General features: G+C 46.3%; 15 protein-coding genes. 7 read left to right on the forward strand and 8 right to left on the reverse strand.

The window, feature by feature from the left end; all coding sequences use genetic code 11:
* Positions 1-13: 13 nt before the first annotated feature.
* The 4 genes from xylB to ACXACM_RS05510 form a co-directional block, all read right to left on the reverse strand.
* Positions 14-1,462: a xylulokinase gene (gene xylB / locus ACXACM_RS05495; protein WP_474820340.1), complete on the reverse strand. Its 1,449-nt coding sequence runs from the start codon at positions 1,460-1,462 to the stop codon at positions 14-16.
* Positions 1,463-1,631: 169 nt separating this feature from the next.
* Positions 1,632-2,762, reverse strand: coding sequence for an endo-1,4-beta-xylanase (locus ACXACM_RS05500; protein WP_474820342.1), 1,131 nt, complete (start codon positions 2,760-2,762; stop codon positions 1,632-1,634).
* Positions 2,763-2,823: 61 nt separating this feature from the next.
* Positions 2,824-3,867 (reverse strand): glycoside hydrolase family 43 protein, encoded by a 1,044-nt coding sequence (locus tag ACXACM_RS05505; RefSeq protein ID WP_474820344.1) that lies wholly within the window; start codon positions 3,865-3,867, stop codon positions 2,824-2,826.
* Positions 3,868-3,881: 14 nt separating this feature from the next.
* Positions 3,882-5,213, reverse strand: a complete 1,332-nt coding sequence (locus tag ACXACM_RS05510) for a glycoside-pentoside-hexuronide (GPH):cation symporter (protein WP_474820345.1) — start codon at positions 5,211-5,213, stop codon at positions 3,882-3,884.
* Between the two features lie 187 nt (positions 5,214-5,400).
* Between ACXACM_RS05510 and ACXACM_RS05515 the strand changes: the two genes are divergently transcribed.
* A complete protein-coding gene (locus ACXACM_RS05515) occupies positions 5,401-6,540 on the forward strand; it encodes an endo-1,4-beta-xylanase (protein ID WP_474820346.1) in 1,140 nt (379 codons plus the stop codon).
* 51 nt (positions 6,541-6,591) lie between these two features.
* Here ACXACM_RS05515 and ACXACM_RS05520 read toward each other — a convergent pair whose 3' ends face one another.
* Entirely contained in the window at positions 6,592-7,284 is a 693-nt protein-coding gene (locus tag ACXACM_RS05520) for an NUDIX hydrolase (RefSeq protein WP_474820347.1), read from the reverse strand.
* 211 nt (positions 7,285-7,495) lie between these two features.
* Here ACXACM_RS05520 and ACXACM_RS05525 point away from each other — a divergent pair, with 211 nt between their 5' ends.
* The 3 genes from ACXACM_RS05525 to ACXACM_RS05535 all read left to right on the forward strand — a co-directional run bounded on the left by ACXACM_RS05525 (position 7,496) and on the right by ACXACM_RS05535 (position 11,145).
* A complete protein-coding gene (locus tag ACXACM_RS05525; RefSeq protein WP_474820349.1) occupies positions 7,496-8,683 on the forward strand; it encodes a XylR family transcriptional regulator in 1,188 nt (395 codons plus the stop codon).
* A gap of 232 nt (positions 8,684-8,915) precedes the next feature.
* Positions 8,916-9,695, forward strand: coding sequence for a ThuA domain-containing protein (locus ACXACM_RS05530; protein WP_474820350.1), 780 nt, complete (start codon positions 8,916-8,918; stop codon positions 9,693-9,695).
* Positions 9,696-9,729: 34 nt separating this feature from the next.
* A complete protein-coding gene (locus ACXACM_RS05535) occupies positions 9,730-11,145 on the forward strand; it encodes a sugar porter family MFS transporter (RefSeq protein WP_474820351.1) in 1,416 nt (471 codons plus the stop codon).
* A gap of 15 nt (positions 11,146-11,160) precedes the next feature.
* On the opposite strand, the gene ACXACM_RS05540 is transcribed toward ACXACM_RS05535, so the two are convergent.
* Complete coding sequence (locus tag ACXACM_RS05540) at positions 11,161-11,829, reverse strand: haloacid dehalogenase type II (RefSeq protein WP_474820353.1); 669 nt, start codon at positions 11,827-11,829, stop codon at positions 11,161-11,163.
* Between the two features lie 220 nt (positions 11,830-12,049).
* Between ACXACM_RS05540 and acnA the strand changes: the two genes are divergently transcribed.
* Positions 12,050-14,767, forward strand: a complete 2,718-nt coding sequence (gene acnA / locus ACXACM_RS05545; RefSeq protein ID WP_474820355.1) for an aconitate hydratase AcnA — start codon at positions 12,050-12,052, stop codon at positions 14,765-14,767.
* Between the two features lie 55 nt (positions 14,768-14,822).
* Here the strand turns inward: acnA and ACXACM_RS05550 are convergent, their stop codons facing one another.
* Together ACXACM_RS05550 and ACXACM_RS05555 are read right to left on the reverse strand one after the other, a co-directional pair.
* Positions 14,823-15,722: a sugar phosphate isomerase/epimerase family protein gene (locus tag ACXACM_RS05550; RefSeq protein ID WP_474820356.1), complete on the reverse strand. Its 900-nt coding sequence runs from the start codon at positions 15,720-15,722 to the stop codon at positions 14,823-14,825.
* Between the two features lie 10 nt (positions 15,723-15,732).
* Positions 15,733-16,797, reverse strand: coding sequence for a LacI family DNA-binding transcriptional regulator (locus ACXACM_RS05555; protein ID WP_474824235.1), 1,065 nt, complete (start codon positions 16,795-16,797; stop codon positions 15,733-15,735).
* Positions 16,798-17,096: 299 nt separating this feature from the next.
* Between ACXACM_RS05555 and ACXACM_RS05560 the strand changes: the two genes are divergently transcribed.
* Together ACXACM_RS05560 and ACXACM_RS05565 are read left to right on the forward strand one after the other, a co-directional pair.
* Complete coding sequence (locus tag ACXACM_RS05560; protein ID WP_474824236.1) at positions 17,097-18,245, forward strand: Gfo/Idh/MocA family protein; 1,149 nt, start codon at positions 17,097-17,099, stop codon at positions 18,243-18,245.
* A gap of 35 nt (positions 18,246-18,280) precedes the next feature.
* Positions 18,281-19,336: a sugar phosphate isomerase/epimerase family protein gene (locus tag ACXACM_RS05565; protein WP_474820357.1), complete on the forward strand. Its 1,056-nt coding sequence runs from the start codon at positions 18,281-18,283 to the stop codon at positions 19,334-19,336.
* The last annotated feature ends 4 nt before the right edge of the window (positions 19,337-19,340 follow it).

A 19,340-nucleotide genomic window follows, 5' to 3' on the forward strand; every position in this document is an offset into this window, starting at 1 on the left:
GAATCCCGCGCAATCATTGTTGACCAGCTAGTGTTCTGAAAACGTCATAGCGCCGATTTAGTCTCTCGGTGCGGGTTCCATCTGGGCTATGGTGCTCGATGGCATCAGGCACCGGACACAGCCGGCAAATATCGTCTCTGTCGTGTTCGTTGAGTTGGGCTAACCTGGCCGCACCTAGAGCAGGGCCAACTTCGCCGCCCTGACGATAGGTGATATCAATGCCAAGCACGTCAGCGATAAGTTGTCGCCACACACGGCTACGTGCTCCACCACCGATAACTGAAACAGACTCAAGAGTAACACCAGCATCTTGCATAACTTGTAGTCCGTCCCTGAAGGAAAATGCAACGCCTTCCAGCACGGCGTAAGTCATATCTTTTCGCGCTGTATTATGGGTAAGACCACAAAATCGACCAGTAAGATTTGGATTGTTGTGTGGTGTCCTTTCCCCGCTAAGGTATGGAATGAAATAGCAGTTCTGTTCTGACGGAGGAGCCGGGATGTCGCCTAGTTCATCCAGCAACGCTTGTACATCCCCCCCTGCCGCAATGTTGGCAAACCACTGCAAGCACGAAGCAGCGCTTAAGTGCACCGACATAGCGTGCCATTTATCGGGGATAGCATGGCAAAAACTGTGCAATGCAGCATCGGGGTTGGCGACAAAACGATCAGTAACAGCAAAAATGACACCGGATGTTCCCAAGGATATCATCGCTTGCCCGGTTTCTGTAATACCACTGCCAATTGCTCCGGCGGCATTGTCACCTGCGCCACCGACGATCTGAACCTCCTGCATCTGCCATTTTTTAGCAATATGCTTTTTGAGTCGCCCAGTTGAAACTGGCCCTTCGACCAAATCCGGCATGTTTTCCCGCGTGAGTCCGGTCGCAGCTAAAAGTTCATCGGACCAATCACGCTTTTGAGTATCTAACCAACAGGTTCCTGCAGCATCAGACATATCGCTTACAAACGTACCAGTTAACAGATACCGGACATAGTCTTTGGGCAAAAGTACTTTATCGATGCGAGCAAAGTTATCTGGCTCAGCCTCCTGTACCCACTTGACTTTGGGAGCGGTAAAACCGGGCATGATTAGGTTGCCTGTAATGCGTTTTGCGTCTTGGCATGCGTTCATCAGGTCTACGCACTGTTGCTCGCTACGGCCATCGTTCCACAAGATGGCGGGTCGTATAACATTGCCGTTGTTGTCGATAAGTACAGCGCCGTGCATCTGGCCGGCCAAACCGATAGCCTTGACGTTGTCCAGACTGCCACGCTCACCCAATGCCGTCATCGTGTAATCTATTGCATCCCACCATTCTGCCGGGTTCTGTTCTGACCATTTGGGGAAAGGAGTGCTAACAGTGAGAGCATGAGACTCACTGTCTACAACCTGGCCGGACGCATCGCACACGATTGTTTTAACACCCGAAGTGCCGATGTCGATACCCACGTAATTCATAATCTGTCCTCATTTTTTAACGTATAGTTAACGAAGTACGGGCCGGGGACAATTATGAAAAGTGCCAGGTAAATTTATGTTTATTTGGTTCGCTGTTAAAACAAGAGCATTGAGAGCGAGGAGACTCAGCCACTAAACTGTCCAGGGGAGGTGAAACGGTGGCTCATAATTACAGCGCCAAAATCGTTTTGAGGGCTCCCTTTGCGGTGAAATCTCTATTCCACATAAGCGGATAATTAGTTCTGTCATCTACCGGATAATAATTTTTCCATGAAGTGGAGTCGTCCACGCCCCAAAACGTCACGCGGTCAATTTTGTCGGACTTCCGTTTGAACAATGCGAACAGTTCGGTCCAGCGGGCGTTGAGTTGTGCTTCAACATCGGCAGGAAGCCCATTTTTGTAAGGGTCGAGAAATACTTCAAATTCCGGTTCCTGAAATTGCTTGTGTAACAAGCCCGTACCAATCACCTGTCCTTCTTTTGTGATGGGAAGCACATCAATATCTATTTCACTAACCATCACTTTCACGCCTTCTGCAGCATAGGCATCGATAGCATTTTCAATAAGTTCAATACTGGGGTAGTTTAAACCCCAATGACCTTGAATGCCGATACCATCGATACGAATGCCAGCTTTTTTGAGCATTCTGATCATCCGGACAATACCTTTCACTTTACCGGGCTTCCATGCATTGAAATCATTGTAATAAAGTTCGGTATCCGGTGCGTACTTTTGTGTTGTACTGAAAGCCAGCTTTATCAGCCTGTCACCATTGCCAATCTGCCTAACCCAAATTGTTGGTCGATATTCACCATTGTCGTCTATGACTTCATTTACCACATCCCAGGCGTCAACTTTGCCTGCATAATGTTGTGCCATCACTTTGATATGCTGCTCTAGCACTCTCTTCTGTTGCTCCGCAGAATAGGGCATACCGTTCTCGTCTGCAAAAAACCACGGCGGCGTTTGGTTATGCCAAATCAACGTGTGACCAATTACGAAAGCCTCGTGCTTTTCGGCGTAATCAATAAACTTGTCAGCATGTGAAAAGTCATACTGCCCTCGCCCTGGGCTGACGATTTCTGCCTTCATGTCATTTTCAACAGTGAGTGTGTTGAAGTGCTTGGCAACGATGGCATCAGCATCGGGAGAATGCCCATTTACTATTTCACGGCTAACTGCTGCGCCTACTTTAAAATCAGATGAGTAATGCGTCTTCAGTGACGAGGTATTTGCCGAAGTTAATGGTGACCAACTGGTACATATAGATAAACCAATAGCACAAAGCAGTCTCGTCATTGTGGATACTCCAAAAGTAGGGAGAGTTGTCAGGGCAATGTCATCTGTTTGGCACAAAGGCTCACTCGTGATACGCGTTGTAAGCCAATATCTTGCCATCATTATCGTGTTTGAGCTCGGCCATCTTAACACTCCGCAAATGTGACTTACCTTTAGATAGCGTGCTGTCGTGATAGAACAGAAACCATTTATCTTTGTAGGAAACAATACTGTGATGGTTAGTCCAACCCAGCACGGGCTCTAAAATTGTTCCCTGATAAGTAAATGGACCGAGTGGGGACGTTCCAGTGGCATAAACGATCTTATGGGTATCTCCGGTAGAGTAAGAAAAATAGTACACCCCGTTGTGTTTATGCATCCATGCTGCTTCAAAAAAGCGGCGGTCATTGTCACCGGCCTTGATTAACTCTCCGGACGCATCGTATATGAGTATTTCTTCAGGCAGTGTGTCTAAGGTCGTCATGTTGTCACTGAGTTTGGCGACTCTGGGGCTAAATGCAGGATCATCAGCATCGAGTTGCTTCGCAGTCGCCGAGTATTCGTTATTTTCCCAGTGCTCTAATTGGCCACCCCACAAACCTCCAAAGTACAAATAGAAACTGCCATCGTCATCTTCAAAAACAGCCGGATCTATGCTGTACGTTCCTGCAATATAATTCTCTTCGGCAACAAAAGGACCTGCAGGATTATCAGAGGTTGCTACGCCAATACGAAAGAGTCCTTCTCTGTCTCGGGCAGGAAAGTAAAAGTAGTAAGTGTCATCTTTCTTGGCCGCATCAGGAGCCCAAAGCTGCTCACTCGCCCAAGGAATGTCCTCAAGGGCTAGGGCAATACCATGATCGGTCGCTTCACTTAAGTCATCTGATAATGACAAAACGTGGTAATCACGCATTGCATACTGATCGCCATCGTCATTCACAGTTAGGCCGTTGTCACTCTCTATATCGTGCGATGGGTACACATATATTTTTCCATCAAATACGTGTGCCGAAGGATCGGCCGTAAATATGTGCTCTACAAGTGGCGTATCTTTTTGCGATTTTGTTAGCGTTTCAGCACGCTCTGCGTCTTTGAGCTGCACTTCTTCTGCGTGGCTTAATTGCATAATAATCCTGTTTGCTACTTTGAAATAGATTGTTGTATATCTAACACTGCTGTTTCTGTCAGACGATATCTGGAAATAAAGAACAAGGCTGCCACCATGCACAATGTGGGTATGCCTGCAAACGCAATCAAAATACCTTGTAAGGCTTCTTCCGACTGAGGTTGATTGGCGACATATCCAAATATTGAAAGTAGCCAGCCGGCGAGGGCTCCGCCAATGGCGAAACCGAGCTTTATGGCGAGTAAATGTCCGGAAAAAGCAATAGCAGTAAGTTTTTTGCCGCTTAACTTCTCACCAAAATCAATAGTGTCAGCCACCATTGAAAACATCAGCGGGGTGATAATCATGTGAGCGAAGTTTGCGACGAAAAACAGAACGAAAATAATTGCGATACTGGCTGGTGGAACAACAAAAAATAGCAGGTGAGAAGCGATAATTACACATAGCGCTATTTTAAAAAGTCTGATTTTGGCTATCTTTTTAGTTAGTAGGTGGGTTGAAACTGCACCTAACACTGATCCAACCGCAGCAACGGTGAGAAATGGCGAGATAAGCTCTGGAGCCTGTAAATAATACTTTATGTAGTGTGGTGCAACCGACGAGCGTACCCCAATTAATATCAGCGTTACCAGGCTGATAATCGCTACTAATGTCCACTGACTGTTTCTGACCAGAGTGTAGAAGTCGCTCAGTTTGGCTTTTTCATTTTCGCAATTCTCGAACTTTTCTTCACTGGTGAATATAAAACATAAGACAAAACAGATAATTGCAAGCACACTCATGACTATCATCGCAATTGGGTACCCCTGCTGGTCATTACCACCCCCAAAAGCGGCTACCATTTTTGGAATTGCCCACACAACCAGGAACATCGCAAACATTGCCATTGCAAAGCGGTAAGATTGCAGTGATGCCCGTTCCGTTGGATCGGTCGTCATTGTGCCACCTAACGCGCCATATGGGATATTGATTGCTGTATATACCGTCATCAGCAAACCATATGTGATATACGCATAGATGAGTTTTGCGTTATAAGACCAGTCTGGCGTATAGAACGCGAGTACTGCGAAAACGCCAAAAGGCACTGCCAGATATAAGAGATACGGGCGGTATCCTCCCAGCTTCGCCCTGGTTCTATCTGCAATGGTTCCCATTACAGGGTCAGTTATTCCGTCGAACAAGCGAACAACCAATAGTAAGGTTCCCGCTGCCGCAGCGGTTATTCCGAATACATCGGTGTAAAAAATCAGCATGAAATTAGCAACCATCTGAAACACGATGTTACTTGCGGTATCTCCTAGTCCATACCCAAACTTTTGTTTAGCACTTAATGTTGCTGCTTTCACGAACCATCTCTCTAATTCTAATTGTCAAAAATACTATAACCCGCCTTTGTTAATGTAAAGTATATTGTGTAAATTAAAAGTCCACATAAAAACGTAAAAATGTAATAGCATTATTAAAAATAATTGTTTGTCTATTAACCAGTTGTCTATCAAACTTTATAGTGTTTTTGACTATAAGGAGTGTGAAGTGAAATTAAGTGTAATTGGAGTCTGTCTGTTGAGTTCAATCATCACGTTGACAGCGTGTAGCAGTGATCATCGCAAAGGTACCGACGACGGCGAACAATTCAGTCTGAAACGTGCTTTTGAGGAAAAGTTTTCTATCGGAGCGGCAGTGAATGAACTGCACATTGAAAATGTTGCTGATAGTGCCTTGCTTACACAGCACTACAATACGCTCACTCCGGAAAATATGATGAAATGGGAAGAGATCCATCCGCAGCCCGGGGAGTTTAATTTTGTGCACCCCGATGCCCTGGTGACGTTTGCCGAATCTCAAAACATGCGGCTTGTAGGACATACGCTTGTTTGGCATAGCCAGGCACCAGATTGGGTATTTCACCGTGAAGACGGAAGTAAAAAAAGCAGAGAAGAACTGATTGCGTTGATGAAAAATCACATCGAAGTGGTCGCTGGTCGGTATAAAGGGCGTGTTTACGCATGGGATGTAGTCAATGAAGCGTTTAATGAAGATGGTTCATTAAGGCAGTCGTTGTGGTATCAGATTATTGGTGAAGATTACATCGACTTAGCGTTTGAGTTCGCCCACGCTGCGGCACCAGACGCTAATTTATACTATAACGATTATAACCTGTTCAAACCAGCTAAGCGTGAAGGGGTAATAAGGTTGGTGCAACGTCTGAAGTCAAAAGGCATTAAAATCGATGGTATAGGTATGCAGGCCCACTACGCATTAGAATACCCTTCTTTCGAGGATGTGGAGTCGAGTATTAAAGCGTTTTCTGCAGAGGGTGTGGATGTGATGATCACCGAGTTGGACATTTCTGTTCTACCTTTTCCCGAAGATGGGGATATGGGGGCTGATGTCGGTATGTCTGTTGCCCTGCAAGACGAATATAACCCTTACAAAGTAACGCTGCCTGAAGAAAAGTTACAAGAGCTGGCAAACCGATACGAAGCGCTGTTTTCAATATTCAATCGCCATAGCGATAAGATAGGGCGCGTTACGTTTTGGGGAGTTCACGATGGGCACTCATGGCGAAACGACTGGCCGATGCCTGGTCGGAAAGATTATCCGCTGTTATTTGACCACGACAAACAGTTGAAAGCTTTCGCAAAGCGATTACCCAGTGCTGGGGAAAGGTAGCAACCGAGGAGGGCCCAGATTTAATTTGGGCTCTTAATTTATTGTTTATGGTTAAAATTCAAAATTAAAGCCGTGTTCGCAGAGTTTTTCATAAACCACGGGATCGAAGCGATAAAAGTTGGCTGCTCTGTGGGTAACTCCTTTTTGTTTTTCTTTGCAATCGACGAGTAAATTCATTTTTAGAATTTTTCGGCGGAAATTGGGTTTATCCAGTTTGATGCCTAAAATGGCTTCATAAACCTCCAGCAGCTGCCGAAGGGTAAATTTTTCTGGTAGTAGATTAAAGCCAATGGGCTCGAACCTTATTTTTCGTTTGAGCTGCTCTAGTGCAAAGTGAATCAGCTGATTGTGGTCGTAAATGAGTTGAGGAAGCTTATTTGCCGGATGCCATCTGACATCGTCTGCTGTGAAGCCTGGGTGAAAAGAATAGTTTTCAGGTCTAACTAATGTGTAATAGGCAATGGTAATAACTCTGCCTATTTTAAACCTGTCCGGTGCGCCAAACGCCCGGAGTTGTTCCATGTGAAAATTATGCTCGCCGGTAATTGCGCTAACAAGTCGTTTAGCTGCATCGTCTATATCTTCATCAATGCCGATCCAACCACCCAGAAGTCCCTGCTTTCCTTTCGCATCCCCTTCGTTATATTCGGCAATAAGAACGTGTAATTCACCGTTAATTATACCAAATACAATATTGTCTACAGAAAGGTGGGGGAGAAATTTTTTACTTTTTGAGTTAAGCACGGCAAATATACTTTTCTTAGATTTAAATTAAAAATAATGTTAATAGAGGTTAAAATATTTTACGATTTTATAATAGTCGTTTTTACATTAAGATGTAGTTCAGTAACACGGCAGCAAGACAATCAATTATTTTTGTTATTGTTAAGCTCGAGTCTACTTAGTATTGGGTTAAGTAAGTAAAGCCGTTTCGCGATTCCCATGGAGGCGCAAGTTGTTTGACGTAAAGCATAGTATTTCTCTTCTGTTCAATGCGAATAAAATCTACGATCGACAGGTAATTGAAGGTGTAGGTAATTACTTACAGGCATCGAAAGTTAACTGGGATGTCTACCTCGAGGAAGACTTTATTGCGAGACTGGATCACATCGACGAGTGGTCTGGCGATGGCGTGATTGCCGATTTTGATTCAGCAGAAATCAGGCAGGCATTGTCACAATCGGACAAGCCTGTTATTGGTGTGGGCAGTTCCTATTTTGATGAATGTGATTACCCGCCTGTGCCTTATGTTGCCACTGACAACTATCAGGTGGTTAAACAGGCGTTTAATCACCTCAAGAGCAGAGGGTTAGAAAGATTCGGCTTCTATGGTGCTCCGGCTGATGCGTCACATTTGTGGGCCTTAGAGCGAGAGAAAATCTATAAGCATCTTATGAAATCGGAGGGCTATGAAGAATTTTACTATCAGGGGTTAGCGACCAGCCCTGAGACCTGGCATTATGCCATAAACAGATTGGCAGACTGGCTGCATAGTCTACCGAAGCCTATAGGTATAATAGCCGTAACAGATAGTCGCGCGCGTCATATTTTACAAGCCTGTGAGTTGGCAAATATTGCAGTTCCTGAAAAAGTTTCTGTTATAGGCATTGATGATGATGATATCGCCCGGCACCTCAGTAGAATAAGTCTGAGCTCTGTTACCCAGGGGGCGGTTGAAATGGGTTATCGCGCAGCGAAACTATTGCATAGAAGACTGACAAGACCATCTTCCAACACGGTAAGAGTACTTATTCCGCCCGCAGGAATATCCGCCAGACAGTCATCTGATTTTAAAGCACTCCACGACCCCTATGTGATTCAGGCAATGCAGTTTATCAGACAAAACGCTACCAAGGGGATCAAGGTGGATCAGGTGACAGATTTTATTGGAATTTCACGTTCAAATTTAGAACAGCGCTTTATTCTGGAGCGCGGGCATACTGTGCATACTGAAATTCACAACGAAAAACTCGACAAGGCGCGAAACTTATTGGAAGAAACGGATTTAGCAACGAAAAGCGTCGCTTTGCAAAGCGGCTATCCTTCCCTTCAGTATATGTATGCTATTTTCAAAAAGCATTTTGGCCTAACGCCCACTCAATACAGAGACGAACATCACGAAAGGGCTTCGAAGTCGCGATAAACTCGCTAACTTTGCAAGAATATGATCGACAATGCGTTCTTTAACAGCCCTTCAAATGACTTACGCCAGTTAATTAGTTGCAACAATTTACTAACATTTTTTGGCGCTAACAAAAATTCATAACGTCGTAATCAAGACTCATAAAACATAGCTAATGTAGACTTCATCGCGAATATAAAGGCATTATGGCTATTAACATTAGGGTGCAAGATTGGCGCTCTCAGGAATGTGAATGTTAAAACTTATGAGAATGTGCCCACTGATCGTGGTTTTGGTTATTGCAGCCTTAATCGAACGCGCCCATGCAACCGAATTTGACGTACTGTTGTTTACCAAAACTGCGGGTTGGCATCATAAATCACAGCACAGAGGTGTGGAAACTATTCAGAATCTTGCTGAAAAACACTTTTTCTCAGTTGAATGGCATGAAGACGCGAATATTTTTAATAGTAAGGACTTAGCGCGTTTTGACGCTGTTATTTTCCTTTCCACAACAGGAGATGTGCTCAACGAGCAACAGCAACTACAACTTACCGAATTTATCCGCGCAGGTAACGGTTTTGTTGGTATTCACAGCGCAACTGACACGGAAAAGTCGTGGCCTTGGTATCAGCAATTAGTAGGGCATACTTTTGTCATCCACCCTCCCGTACAGACTGCTCAAATACGTATTCTGGACGCAGGTTTTCCCGGTATGCACGGATTCGCAGACAGGCAAATATGGACAGAAGAATGGTATGAATTCTCTCCTCCTCACGTCAGCGGCCTAAACTACCTGATCTCAGTAGATGAGAATACTTATGACACTAAAGCAGATTGGGAAAATATAAAAGGTAATGGTATGGGGGCATTTCACCCAATCGCCTGGTATCACTACTTTGACGGAGGCAGGTCGTTTTATACATCATTAGGACATATGGCTGGTACTTATGAAATAGAGGCGTTTCAATGGCATCTGGCAGGAGGGATCTACTGGGCAGCAACGGGTAAGGGCTTGCGTAACGCACATTAGCGTTGTGCAAAAAGAAGTTAAAAAGGAAATAAGAATGAATGAAGCGCAACATTCAACAAACCGTGAATGCGTAAACAATGGGTTTGTCATATTTATAAGTGTGGTTGCCACTATCGGTGGCTTTTTATTCGGCTTTGACAGCGGTGTTATCAACGGCACAGTGGATGGACTACAAACTGCCTTTCAGTCACAGAGCATGGGCACAGGTTTTAACGTATCCAGTATGTTGTTGGGCTGTGCCTTTGGTGCATTCTTCGCTGGCTGGCTGGCAGACCGGTTAGGTCGCAGGACGCTACTGTTGGTAGCGGCGGTATTGTTTATCATCAGTGCCTGGGGTTCAGGTGTAGCTGATAGCAGCGGCGAGTTTATTGTTTACCGTATCTTAGGTGGCTTAGCTGTTGGGGCGGCATCCGTAATGGCACCGGCATACATCGCAGAAGTGTCTCCGGCAAAATATCGCGGCATGCTAACTTCGATCCAGCAAATTGCCATTATCAGTGGTTTATTTGCCGCTTTTGTCAGCAACTACTTATTGGCAGATATTGCGTCAGGTTCCACTCAGCCATTATGGCTCGATTTTGCTGCGTGGCGATGGATGTTCTGGATGGAGCTTATTCCAGCATCATTATTTCTATTGATGCTGTGTTTTATTCCTGAAAGCCCCCGGTTCCTTGTTGCCAAAGGCAAAACTGACCAGGCGTCCAATGTTCTTAATAAACTGTTTTCTCAAGGCGTAGCACAGAAGCTAACCGATATTAAAGCGTCATTGGCCAATGATCACCAACCCCGCTTGCGCGATGTGGTTAACCCATCGGGCAGTGGACTGCGCCCAATTGTTTGGGTAGGTATTGGCCTGGCGGCACTGCAGCAGTTGGTTGGTATTAATGTGGTTTTTTACTATGGTGCCGTACTTTGGCAGGCTGTGGGTTTCTCCGAGGGCGATGCGCTGCTAATTAATGTAATTAGCGGTGGTATCAGTATCGGCGCTTGTATTATCACCCTGCTCATTATTGACAAAATCGGACGAAAGCCTCTTCTCAAGTGGGGCTCTGTGGGCATGACTATCACCTTGGCTGCAGTTGTTTTGGCCTTCTCGAATGCGCAAACTGGTGATGACGGCAGGCTGGTACTCGGAGTATGGGGGCCAGTAGCGCTTATTGCTGCTAATCTGTACGTATTTTGCTTTAATTTTTCGTGGGGGCCAGTAATGTGGGTTATGTTGGGGGAAATGTTTCCCAATCAAATGCGGGGCTCCGGTTTGGCTGTGGCAGGGTTGGTGCAATGGCTGACAAACTTTGGCATTACCTTGTCTTTCCCAATGTTACTTGCAGGTATCGGCCTGGCGGGAGCCTATGGTTTTTATGCGTTCTGTGCGCTGTTGTCGGTGATCTTTGTAATTCGCTTTGTAAGCGAAACCCGAGGAAAAGAGCTCGAAGAAATGGAAGGGTGAATCACTTAGGCGCATTTATGCGCCTAAGTGATCTGCCAAAGCTTGTATATCATTTACGGTTATATCAGCATCGATGCCTAAAGGATAAGGCATTTTACCCGGGCGGCTGACAAAGGCCGCCTGCAAGCCCGCAGCTTTGGCCCCGGTAGTGTCCCAGCCATGAGCTGCGACCATCATGGTTCGCTCAATATGTGAGCCAATTTCATCTACGGCCCACTGGTAAACTGCCGCGCTGGGCTTATATACCCCAATTTGTTCAACGCTAAGAACATTGTCAAATAAAGTGATGATATCTGCATGCTGCAATTGGTTTTGCAAACCCTCGTGCGCGGAATTTGATAACGCAGTGAGAGTGAAGCCTGCATTCTTTAAACGCTGAAGAGCGGGTTTGACATCTTTGTGCGCTGGCAAACTTGTCATTGCCGGTATAATCGCCTTTTGGGCTTCGTCCATTGTTATAGCACGCTGGTGAGCATGGCAGACCATGACCAAAGCTGCCGCGCCAATATCGCTAAAATTGTGGAACTTACCGGTGACATTATCTACCAGTGAATAATGCAGTAAGGTGGAAAACCACAGCGGTACTAAATCTTCGTTGTCCAACACCTGCGCAATAGCTTGTTTAACTGCTGCCATGTCTAACAGGGTCTCGTTAATATCGAAAATCAATGACGTGGGAGACATGTATGTTCCTCGATTTTGCCGAAGTACGGATTAAGGATGTATTTATCCATACGCCTCCAGGGTAAGTAAAGTTTATTTGCGGCGTATACTCGCCCGTTTGGAGTAACCTATTTTTCTGTGAACTTTTTTTCAGGTGTGAACCGTATGAAGGTTACATTCTTCCGTCCTTAAGGGCTGCGTGCCTCGTGGGCGCTTCGTCAATCGAACAGGTGGTGAACGCGTGAATTATCAACAAACAACTCAATTAGAAAGTGGTGGAAAAGTGTATACGGCGGTGAGCTTCGATGGTCTCGCTGATAAATACGATCTCGACCGGTTACCTTTTTGCATCAAGATATTGTTAGAAAATCTTATTCGTCATGAAAATAGCCCCTTCGTGTCCAGCGATGATATTGAAAGTGTCGCGCGCTGGGACACCAATGAGCAAAGTCAGCAGGAAATAGCCTTTGTACCTGCGAGGGTCATTCTGCAGGACTTTACTGGCGTACCAGCCATCGTTGATTTGGCTGCTATGAGAGATGCTGTTAATGCGCTTGGAGGAGACGCGAAGGCGATAAATCCGCTCAATCCAGTAGAGCTGGTTATTGACCACTCGGTGATGGTGGATCATTTTGGCTCACAAGACGCATTTGAAAAGAATACAGATATCGAAGTCACGAGAAATAAAGAACGCTATCAGTTCCTTAAATGGGGGCAGTCTTCTTTTAACAATTTTGTCGTTGTCCCCCCTGGGCGCGGTATTGTGCACCAGGTTAATCTGGAATATCTGGCACGTTGTGCTTTTACTCTTGAAGACGGCGATAAGACATGGGTATACCCGGACACGTTGGTGGGAACAGATTCCCATACTACTATGATCAACGGCTTGGGCGTGCTTGGCTGGGGTGTCGGTGGCATTGAAGCTGAAGCCGCCATGTTAGGACAGCCTGTCACGATGCTGCGTCCAGAAGTCGTTGGTTTCCGTTTAAGTGGCAAGCTTGCGCCAGGCGTTACGGCCACTGATATGGTACTTACCATTACAGAACAATTGCGCGCACATGGCGTAGTAGGTAAGTTCGTAGAATTCTATGGCCCTGGTATCAAATATCTGACAACGGCCGATCGTGCGACAATAGCGAATATGGCGCCTGAATATGGCGCAACCTGCGGCATCTTCCCTATTGACGATGTGGCGCTGGACTATTTGCGCCTCACAGGGCGGGATGAATCTCAGGTTGAGCTGGTTGAGAAATACGCAAAGGCAGCCAACTTATGGCACGATGATCATACAAAAGACGCGGTTTACCACGAAACCCTTGAGTTAGATCTCAATGAAGTTGTGCCATCTGTGGCTGGCCCCAAAAGACCGCAAGACCGTATTGCGCTTGATAAAGCGGCGGATGCTTTTACCCAGTGGTATCAGTCTCAAATTGACGTAAAAGTCGTGGAAGAAGAAGCGAAGTTCGTTTCCGAGGGCGGTGATATGGCCGAAGTTGACGAGGAAACAGACTCCTTCGTTGATTTTAACGGTGCCAGGTTCAACCTTGAAGATGGTGCAATTGTTATTGCTGCTATAACCAGTTGTACAAACACTTCAAACCCTTCAGTACTTATTGGTGCCGGCTTATTGGCCAAAAAAGCTGTAGCGCTGGGCTTAGCCAGAAAACCCTGGGTGAAAACATCATTGGCTCCGGGCTCGCAGGTGGTTACACAGTACCTTGAAGATGCCGGCTTAATGGCACCACTGGAGGCGCTTGGGTTCAATTTGGTGGGTTATGGTTGTACAACGTGTATTGGTAACTCTGGTCCCTTGCCTGACCAAATCAGTGATGCGGTGCAAAAAGCAAAATTAACGGTGACGTCAGTACTGTCAGGTAATCGAAACTTTGAAGGGCGAATTCACCCTGATGTAGCTGCAAATTATCTGGCATCTCCACCCCTTGTGGTTGCTTATGCATTAGCAGGTAATATGCGGGCTGATATCACCCGTGAACCACTCGGTACCAGTAGCGAAGGAAAACCTGTGTATCTGAGAGATATCTGGCCCAGCGAGGAGGAAATTCAACAACACATCGCCGAGCACGTATCTGGTGAATTGTTCAAGCAAAAATACGCAGATGTTTTCAAGGGTAACGACGTATGGAACGACCTTACAGTTGCTAAAACCTCCGTTTATGATTGGCCTGATTCAAGTTATATCAAGCAGCCTCCCTTCTTTGAGAACATGGGAGTTGAACCTGCAGCGCTCTCGCAAATAACAAATGCGCGATGTCTGGTAAAAGTCGGTGATTCTATTACCACTGATCACATCTCTCCAGCAGGTGCCATTGCCCCTGATAGCCCTGCAGGTCTATATCTTCAGGAGCAGGGAATTGCGCCCGAAGACTTCAATTCGCTTGGGTCACGCAGGGGCAACCACGAAGTCATGATGCGGGGGACGTTCGCGAATGTGCGCCTTAAAAACCAGCTTGCACCTGGCACCTCTGGCAGCGCAACCACCCACTTCCCAAGTGGTGAAAAAATGTCAATCTTTCATGCTGCGATGAAATATAAAGACGAAGGCGTCCCAGCTGTAGTGATTGGAGGGAAAGAATATGGCACAGGTTCAAGTCGCGACTGGGCAGCAAAAGGACCGTCGTTACTCGGTGTAAAAGCGGTAATGGTAGAGAGTTATGAGCGTATACACCGCTCTAATCTCATTGGTATGGGAATCTTGCCGTTACAATTTAAGCCTTCTGACAGCGCTGAAAGTCTTGAGCTCCGCGGTGATGAAACCTTTACTATTGACGCCGTCAGCCGTGGGCAAAAAGAGGTGGATGTGGTCGCTGTTTCAGACGATGGTGAGAGCAAGCGTTTTAAAATGGATGTTCGAATTGATACTGACAACGAGTTCACTTACTTTGAACACGGTGGAATACTACATTATGTCATCAGGGAATACCTGCAGAAATCATCGTAATATCAACAACGTTACCCCGCTGTGAAGCGGGGTATCCATTCTCAGTTACGTTTTATTAAGATGCGCCTTCCATTAATGCGTGTACGGCTTTAAAGCCTTGTTGAATGGTCTTAAGTTTGTCGTCTGTTTTGTCGCGCTCGACGAAACGGTGTTCAACACCGGCTTGCTTTGACTGTGCAAAAATAGCGTCAAAATCTATGATGCCTGTGCCGACATCCGCGAACTGGCCAGATTTGTCCATATCTTTAACGTGCCAAAGTTTAAAGCGGCCTGGATGGTTTGCAAAATAAGCCAGTGGATCTTTGCCAGCTTTAGCAGTCCAGTATAAATCCAGCTCCATCGCCATGTTCTGAGGGTCGACTTCAGTGAGAAGTACGTCATACGGCTCGACTCCATCCGTGCTGATAAACTCGAATGCGTGATTATGGTAGGCCAGAACCAGGCCGTGCTTTCTACACGCTTCTCCCCATACGTTACATTCCTCAGACAAGTGTCTATACACATCGATGGATGTGCCTCGTTGCTCTTCAGTCAGGTAGGGTATAACAACGTATTTGTGACCTATTTCCTGTGCGGTTTCGATAACTTTATTGATGCCATCCTTTCTAAAAATATCTAATGGTACATGAGAAGATGGCGCTGACAGGCCTTCACCGTCGATGATCTTACGAATAGCCTTGGGCGAATGGCCAAAATAACCGGCAAACTCCAACTCTTTATACCCAACTGCAGCTACCAGCTTTAATACTGCAGGAACACTAACCGCCATCATCTCTCTAAGCGTGTATAATTGAAGGCCTACGCGCAAATGAGCTTTGGCTTGGGCTAAAGCCAGATTGGGGGCAGCCATCATACCCAGGGATAACGCCCCAAGTTTGGTAAATTGACGGCGATTCAATCTGTTAAAGCCTGTTTTCGTAAAAAAAGATTCTTGCACCTTAATATTTTCAGACATGGTTCATTCCTTACTCAATATGATTTCTTTCAACGAGTTCTTCGTATTTAACCTGCTCCGGTGACGTTCGCCTGTGGGGAGCTATGCCGGTACTCTTTCTTAAAATCAACTCAAAGGGCATGATTACTCGTGGGGCCTTTTTAATTTTTCCTTCAAGTACATCTATCAGTAAATTAACTGCGGCACGACCAAAGGCCTCTGCGGGCTGGGCAATTGTTGTTAAAGGCGGGTCACAGTACGCGGCAAAATCAATGTTATCAAAGCCTGCTACGGAAATGTCTTCGGGGATACGCAGCCCGGCAGCCTTGAAACCCTGTACAGCGCCAATAGCAGTTTCATCGTTTTCACAGAATACTGCGGTAGGTCTGTCATCAAGTGCCAGAATGCGTTGTGCTGCAGCGAGGCCTGCCTGTAACGTGAAATCGCCGGGGAACAGTAAATTGGGGTCAAATTCAAGACCTGCGTTTTCCAATGCATCGCGATACCCGGTGAGCCTGTCCCTGGTGAGAGGACTTTCTGCGGGGCCTTTTATTAATGCAATTCGCCTGTGTCCTAAAGAGAGTAAATGAGTCGTCATCTCTCTGGCGGCAGCCCGGTTGTCCAGTACAACGGTAGGAAATAGCGGAGAATCTAAGACCTCACAGGCATTCACCATAGGTAATAAAATGTCGTCGGCAATATCCTCGTGATCGAATGGGTTTTTCGCTCTTAACTGAATTAAACCATCAGCCTGGGAAGTTTGAACCATTTTTGCATAACCTGCTTCGATATCATCACGTCCCAGGGTATTTCCCAGTAGAAGGGCGTATCCGAGCTCTGCTGCTGCTTCCTGCATACCACTAATAACCCGTGCAAAAAAAACGGTAGCTATAGTCGGCACAAGTACTACAAGGTTGTGTGTTTTTCCTGAACGAAATTTTACAGCCATGAGGTTGGGCTTATAACCTACGGCTTTAACTGCGGTCATTACTTTATCCCGTGTTTTAGGGGACACTCGCTCGGGATGCTGTAGCGCTCGTGAAACGGTTGCTACAGATACACCTGCTTTGTCTGCCACTTCACGAATATTAGACATCTGTGGTTCTCTGTATTTGCTCTTGCGCCAGCTATTTTCCATATCGCGAAAAGGTCGATAAGAAATGTAACGCATTACATTGTATTCTGTAGAATTACCTATGAGAGTAAAAAAATCCAGCTAAATTTTCATTTTTAAAACATTAAATATACACATTTGTCATGTAAATAGTCATCTGACCTATTGAAATACTATGTAAGCAGAAAATACATTGACATGTTAGAATGTAATCCGTTACATTTTTACACTAATTACAACTTTGTAACAATGCGCTGAATCTAGGAGGTGACATGGCTGCGATGCAACGGATCCGTATGGGCATGGTAGGTGGTGGCGAAGGCGCTTTTATAGGCGCAGTGCATCGTCATGCTGCTGGGTTAGATGGACAGTACGAATTGGTTTGCGGCGCATTTAGTCGTGACGAAGGAAACAATAAAAGAACCGGTGACGGCTTAGGGCTGGACGACAACCGCGTCTATTCGTCCTGGGAAGCGATGCTGACAGGCGAGACAGCATTGCCTTGTGAGCAAAGAATGGAAGTGGTCGTAGTGGTAACGCCAAACCATTTGCACGTGCCTGTTTCTGTTGCAGCTATTGAGGCCGGATTTCACGTTTTTTGCGAGAAGCCAGCTGCGTTAAATCTACAGGAAGCAAAAACGCTTGCTCGTGTAGTAAAAGCTTCTAACCGCCTTTACGGGCTTGCACATACTTACCTCGGGTATCCAATGGTGTGGCAGGCCAAAGCCATGGTGGAAGACGGCAAGATCGGAAAAGTAAGAAAGGTGCTGGTCGAGTATCCACAAGGTTGGCTAACCAATGCCGAAGAGCACGACAATAAGCAGGCGTCCTGGCGAACTGACCCATCCCAGTCTGGTGGCTCTGGTTGCATGGGTGATATTGGCACGCACGCGTTTGGTTTAGCCGAGTTTATTAGCGGAGAAACGGTAACAAGCTTGTGTGCAGAAATGAACACGGTTGTAGAAGGGCGGCGTTTAGACGATGACGGTACCGCATTTTTCCGAACACAAACAGGTGCCCGAGGAGTCTTAATTGCCAGCCAAATTTGTGCCGGCGAAGAAAATGCGCTGAAAATCCGAGTATATGGTGACAAAGGAGGTCTTGAATGGCATCAAATGGAGCCAAATTCGGTGATTTATCGACCACTAGGCGAACCATTCAGCGTATACCGGGCTGGAGCGGGTCAACCAGGTCTGTATTCTGAAGCATCCCGTCGTTGTCGTACACCTGCAGGACATCCGGAAGGATACTTAGAGGCTATGGCCAACTTGTACACAGATTTTGCTGCAGCAATACGTGCAGGAGAAGTCGGGAAAGCATCTGGCGTGCCCGGGCTGCAAAGCGGTTTACGCGGTATGGCTTTTATCCAGGCCATGTTAGAGAGCGGTGCCAGTGACGTCAAATGGCATGCTATTCCGGACACAGAATAAGCGTGTCTTTAATTACTTCTGAAAGGAAATAAAGTATGTCAGCAATTCAAGGGCCGGCTATTTTTCTTGCCCAATTTGTCGGCGATGAAGCGCCGTTTAATTCACTTCAAGGCATGGCCGAATGGGCCGGTGAATTGGGCTATAAAGGTATACAGGTGCCCACTGACCCCAAGATTTTTGACTTGGAGCAAGCCGCCAATAGCCAAGCATATTGTGACGAAGCCAAAGCGGTATGTGAAAAAGCCGGTGTGGTGATAACAGAATTGTCGACGCATCTGCAAGGTCAGTTGGTTGCTGTTCACCCCGCCTACGACGAACTCTTCGACAGCTTTGCACCCGAGCATTTACATGGAAACCCTAAAGCACGCACTGAATGGGCAATTCAGCAACTTAAGTTTGCGGCTAAAGCCAGTCAGCGTTTAGGTCTGAACGCCCACGCCACATTCTCCGGTGCACTCATGTGGCACTTAGTATACCCCTGGCCGCAGCGTCCGCCCGGACTGGTCGAAGCAGGGTTTAAAGAGCTTGCAACACGCTGGAAGCCTATTCTTGATGCATTTGACGATGCAGGCGTTGATGTGTGCTACGAAATTCATCCGGGAGAGGATTTACACGACGGTGCTACCTTCGAACGTTTTCTCGAAGCCGTTGATAATCATCCACGAGCAAACATTCTGTTTGATCCGAGCCATTTTGTATTGCAGCAACTTGATTACCTCGATTTTATCGATCGGTATCACAGCCGCATTAAGATGTTTCACGTCAAAGACGCAGAGTTTAATCCCAATGGACGCAGTGGTGTGTACGGCGGCTACCAGGATTGGGTAGAGCGGCCCGGACGCTTTCGCTCACTGGGAGACGGACAAGTCGATTTCAAAGGTATTTTTAGTAAATTGACGCAGTACGGGTTTACAGGCTGGGCAGTGCTGGAGTGGGAGTGCTGTTTAAAAGATCCAGCACAAGGTGCTGCAGAAGGGGCTCCGTTTATCGCAGAACACATCATTCAACCTACCAGCGTGGCCTTCGATGATTTTGCCGGGGCAGGAAGCAGTGAGAGTCGTAACCGCAGAATTTTGGGTTTGGATGAATAACGAG

This window comes from Alteromonas sp. AWQ4_252 (assembly GCF_056158205.1).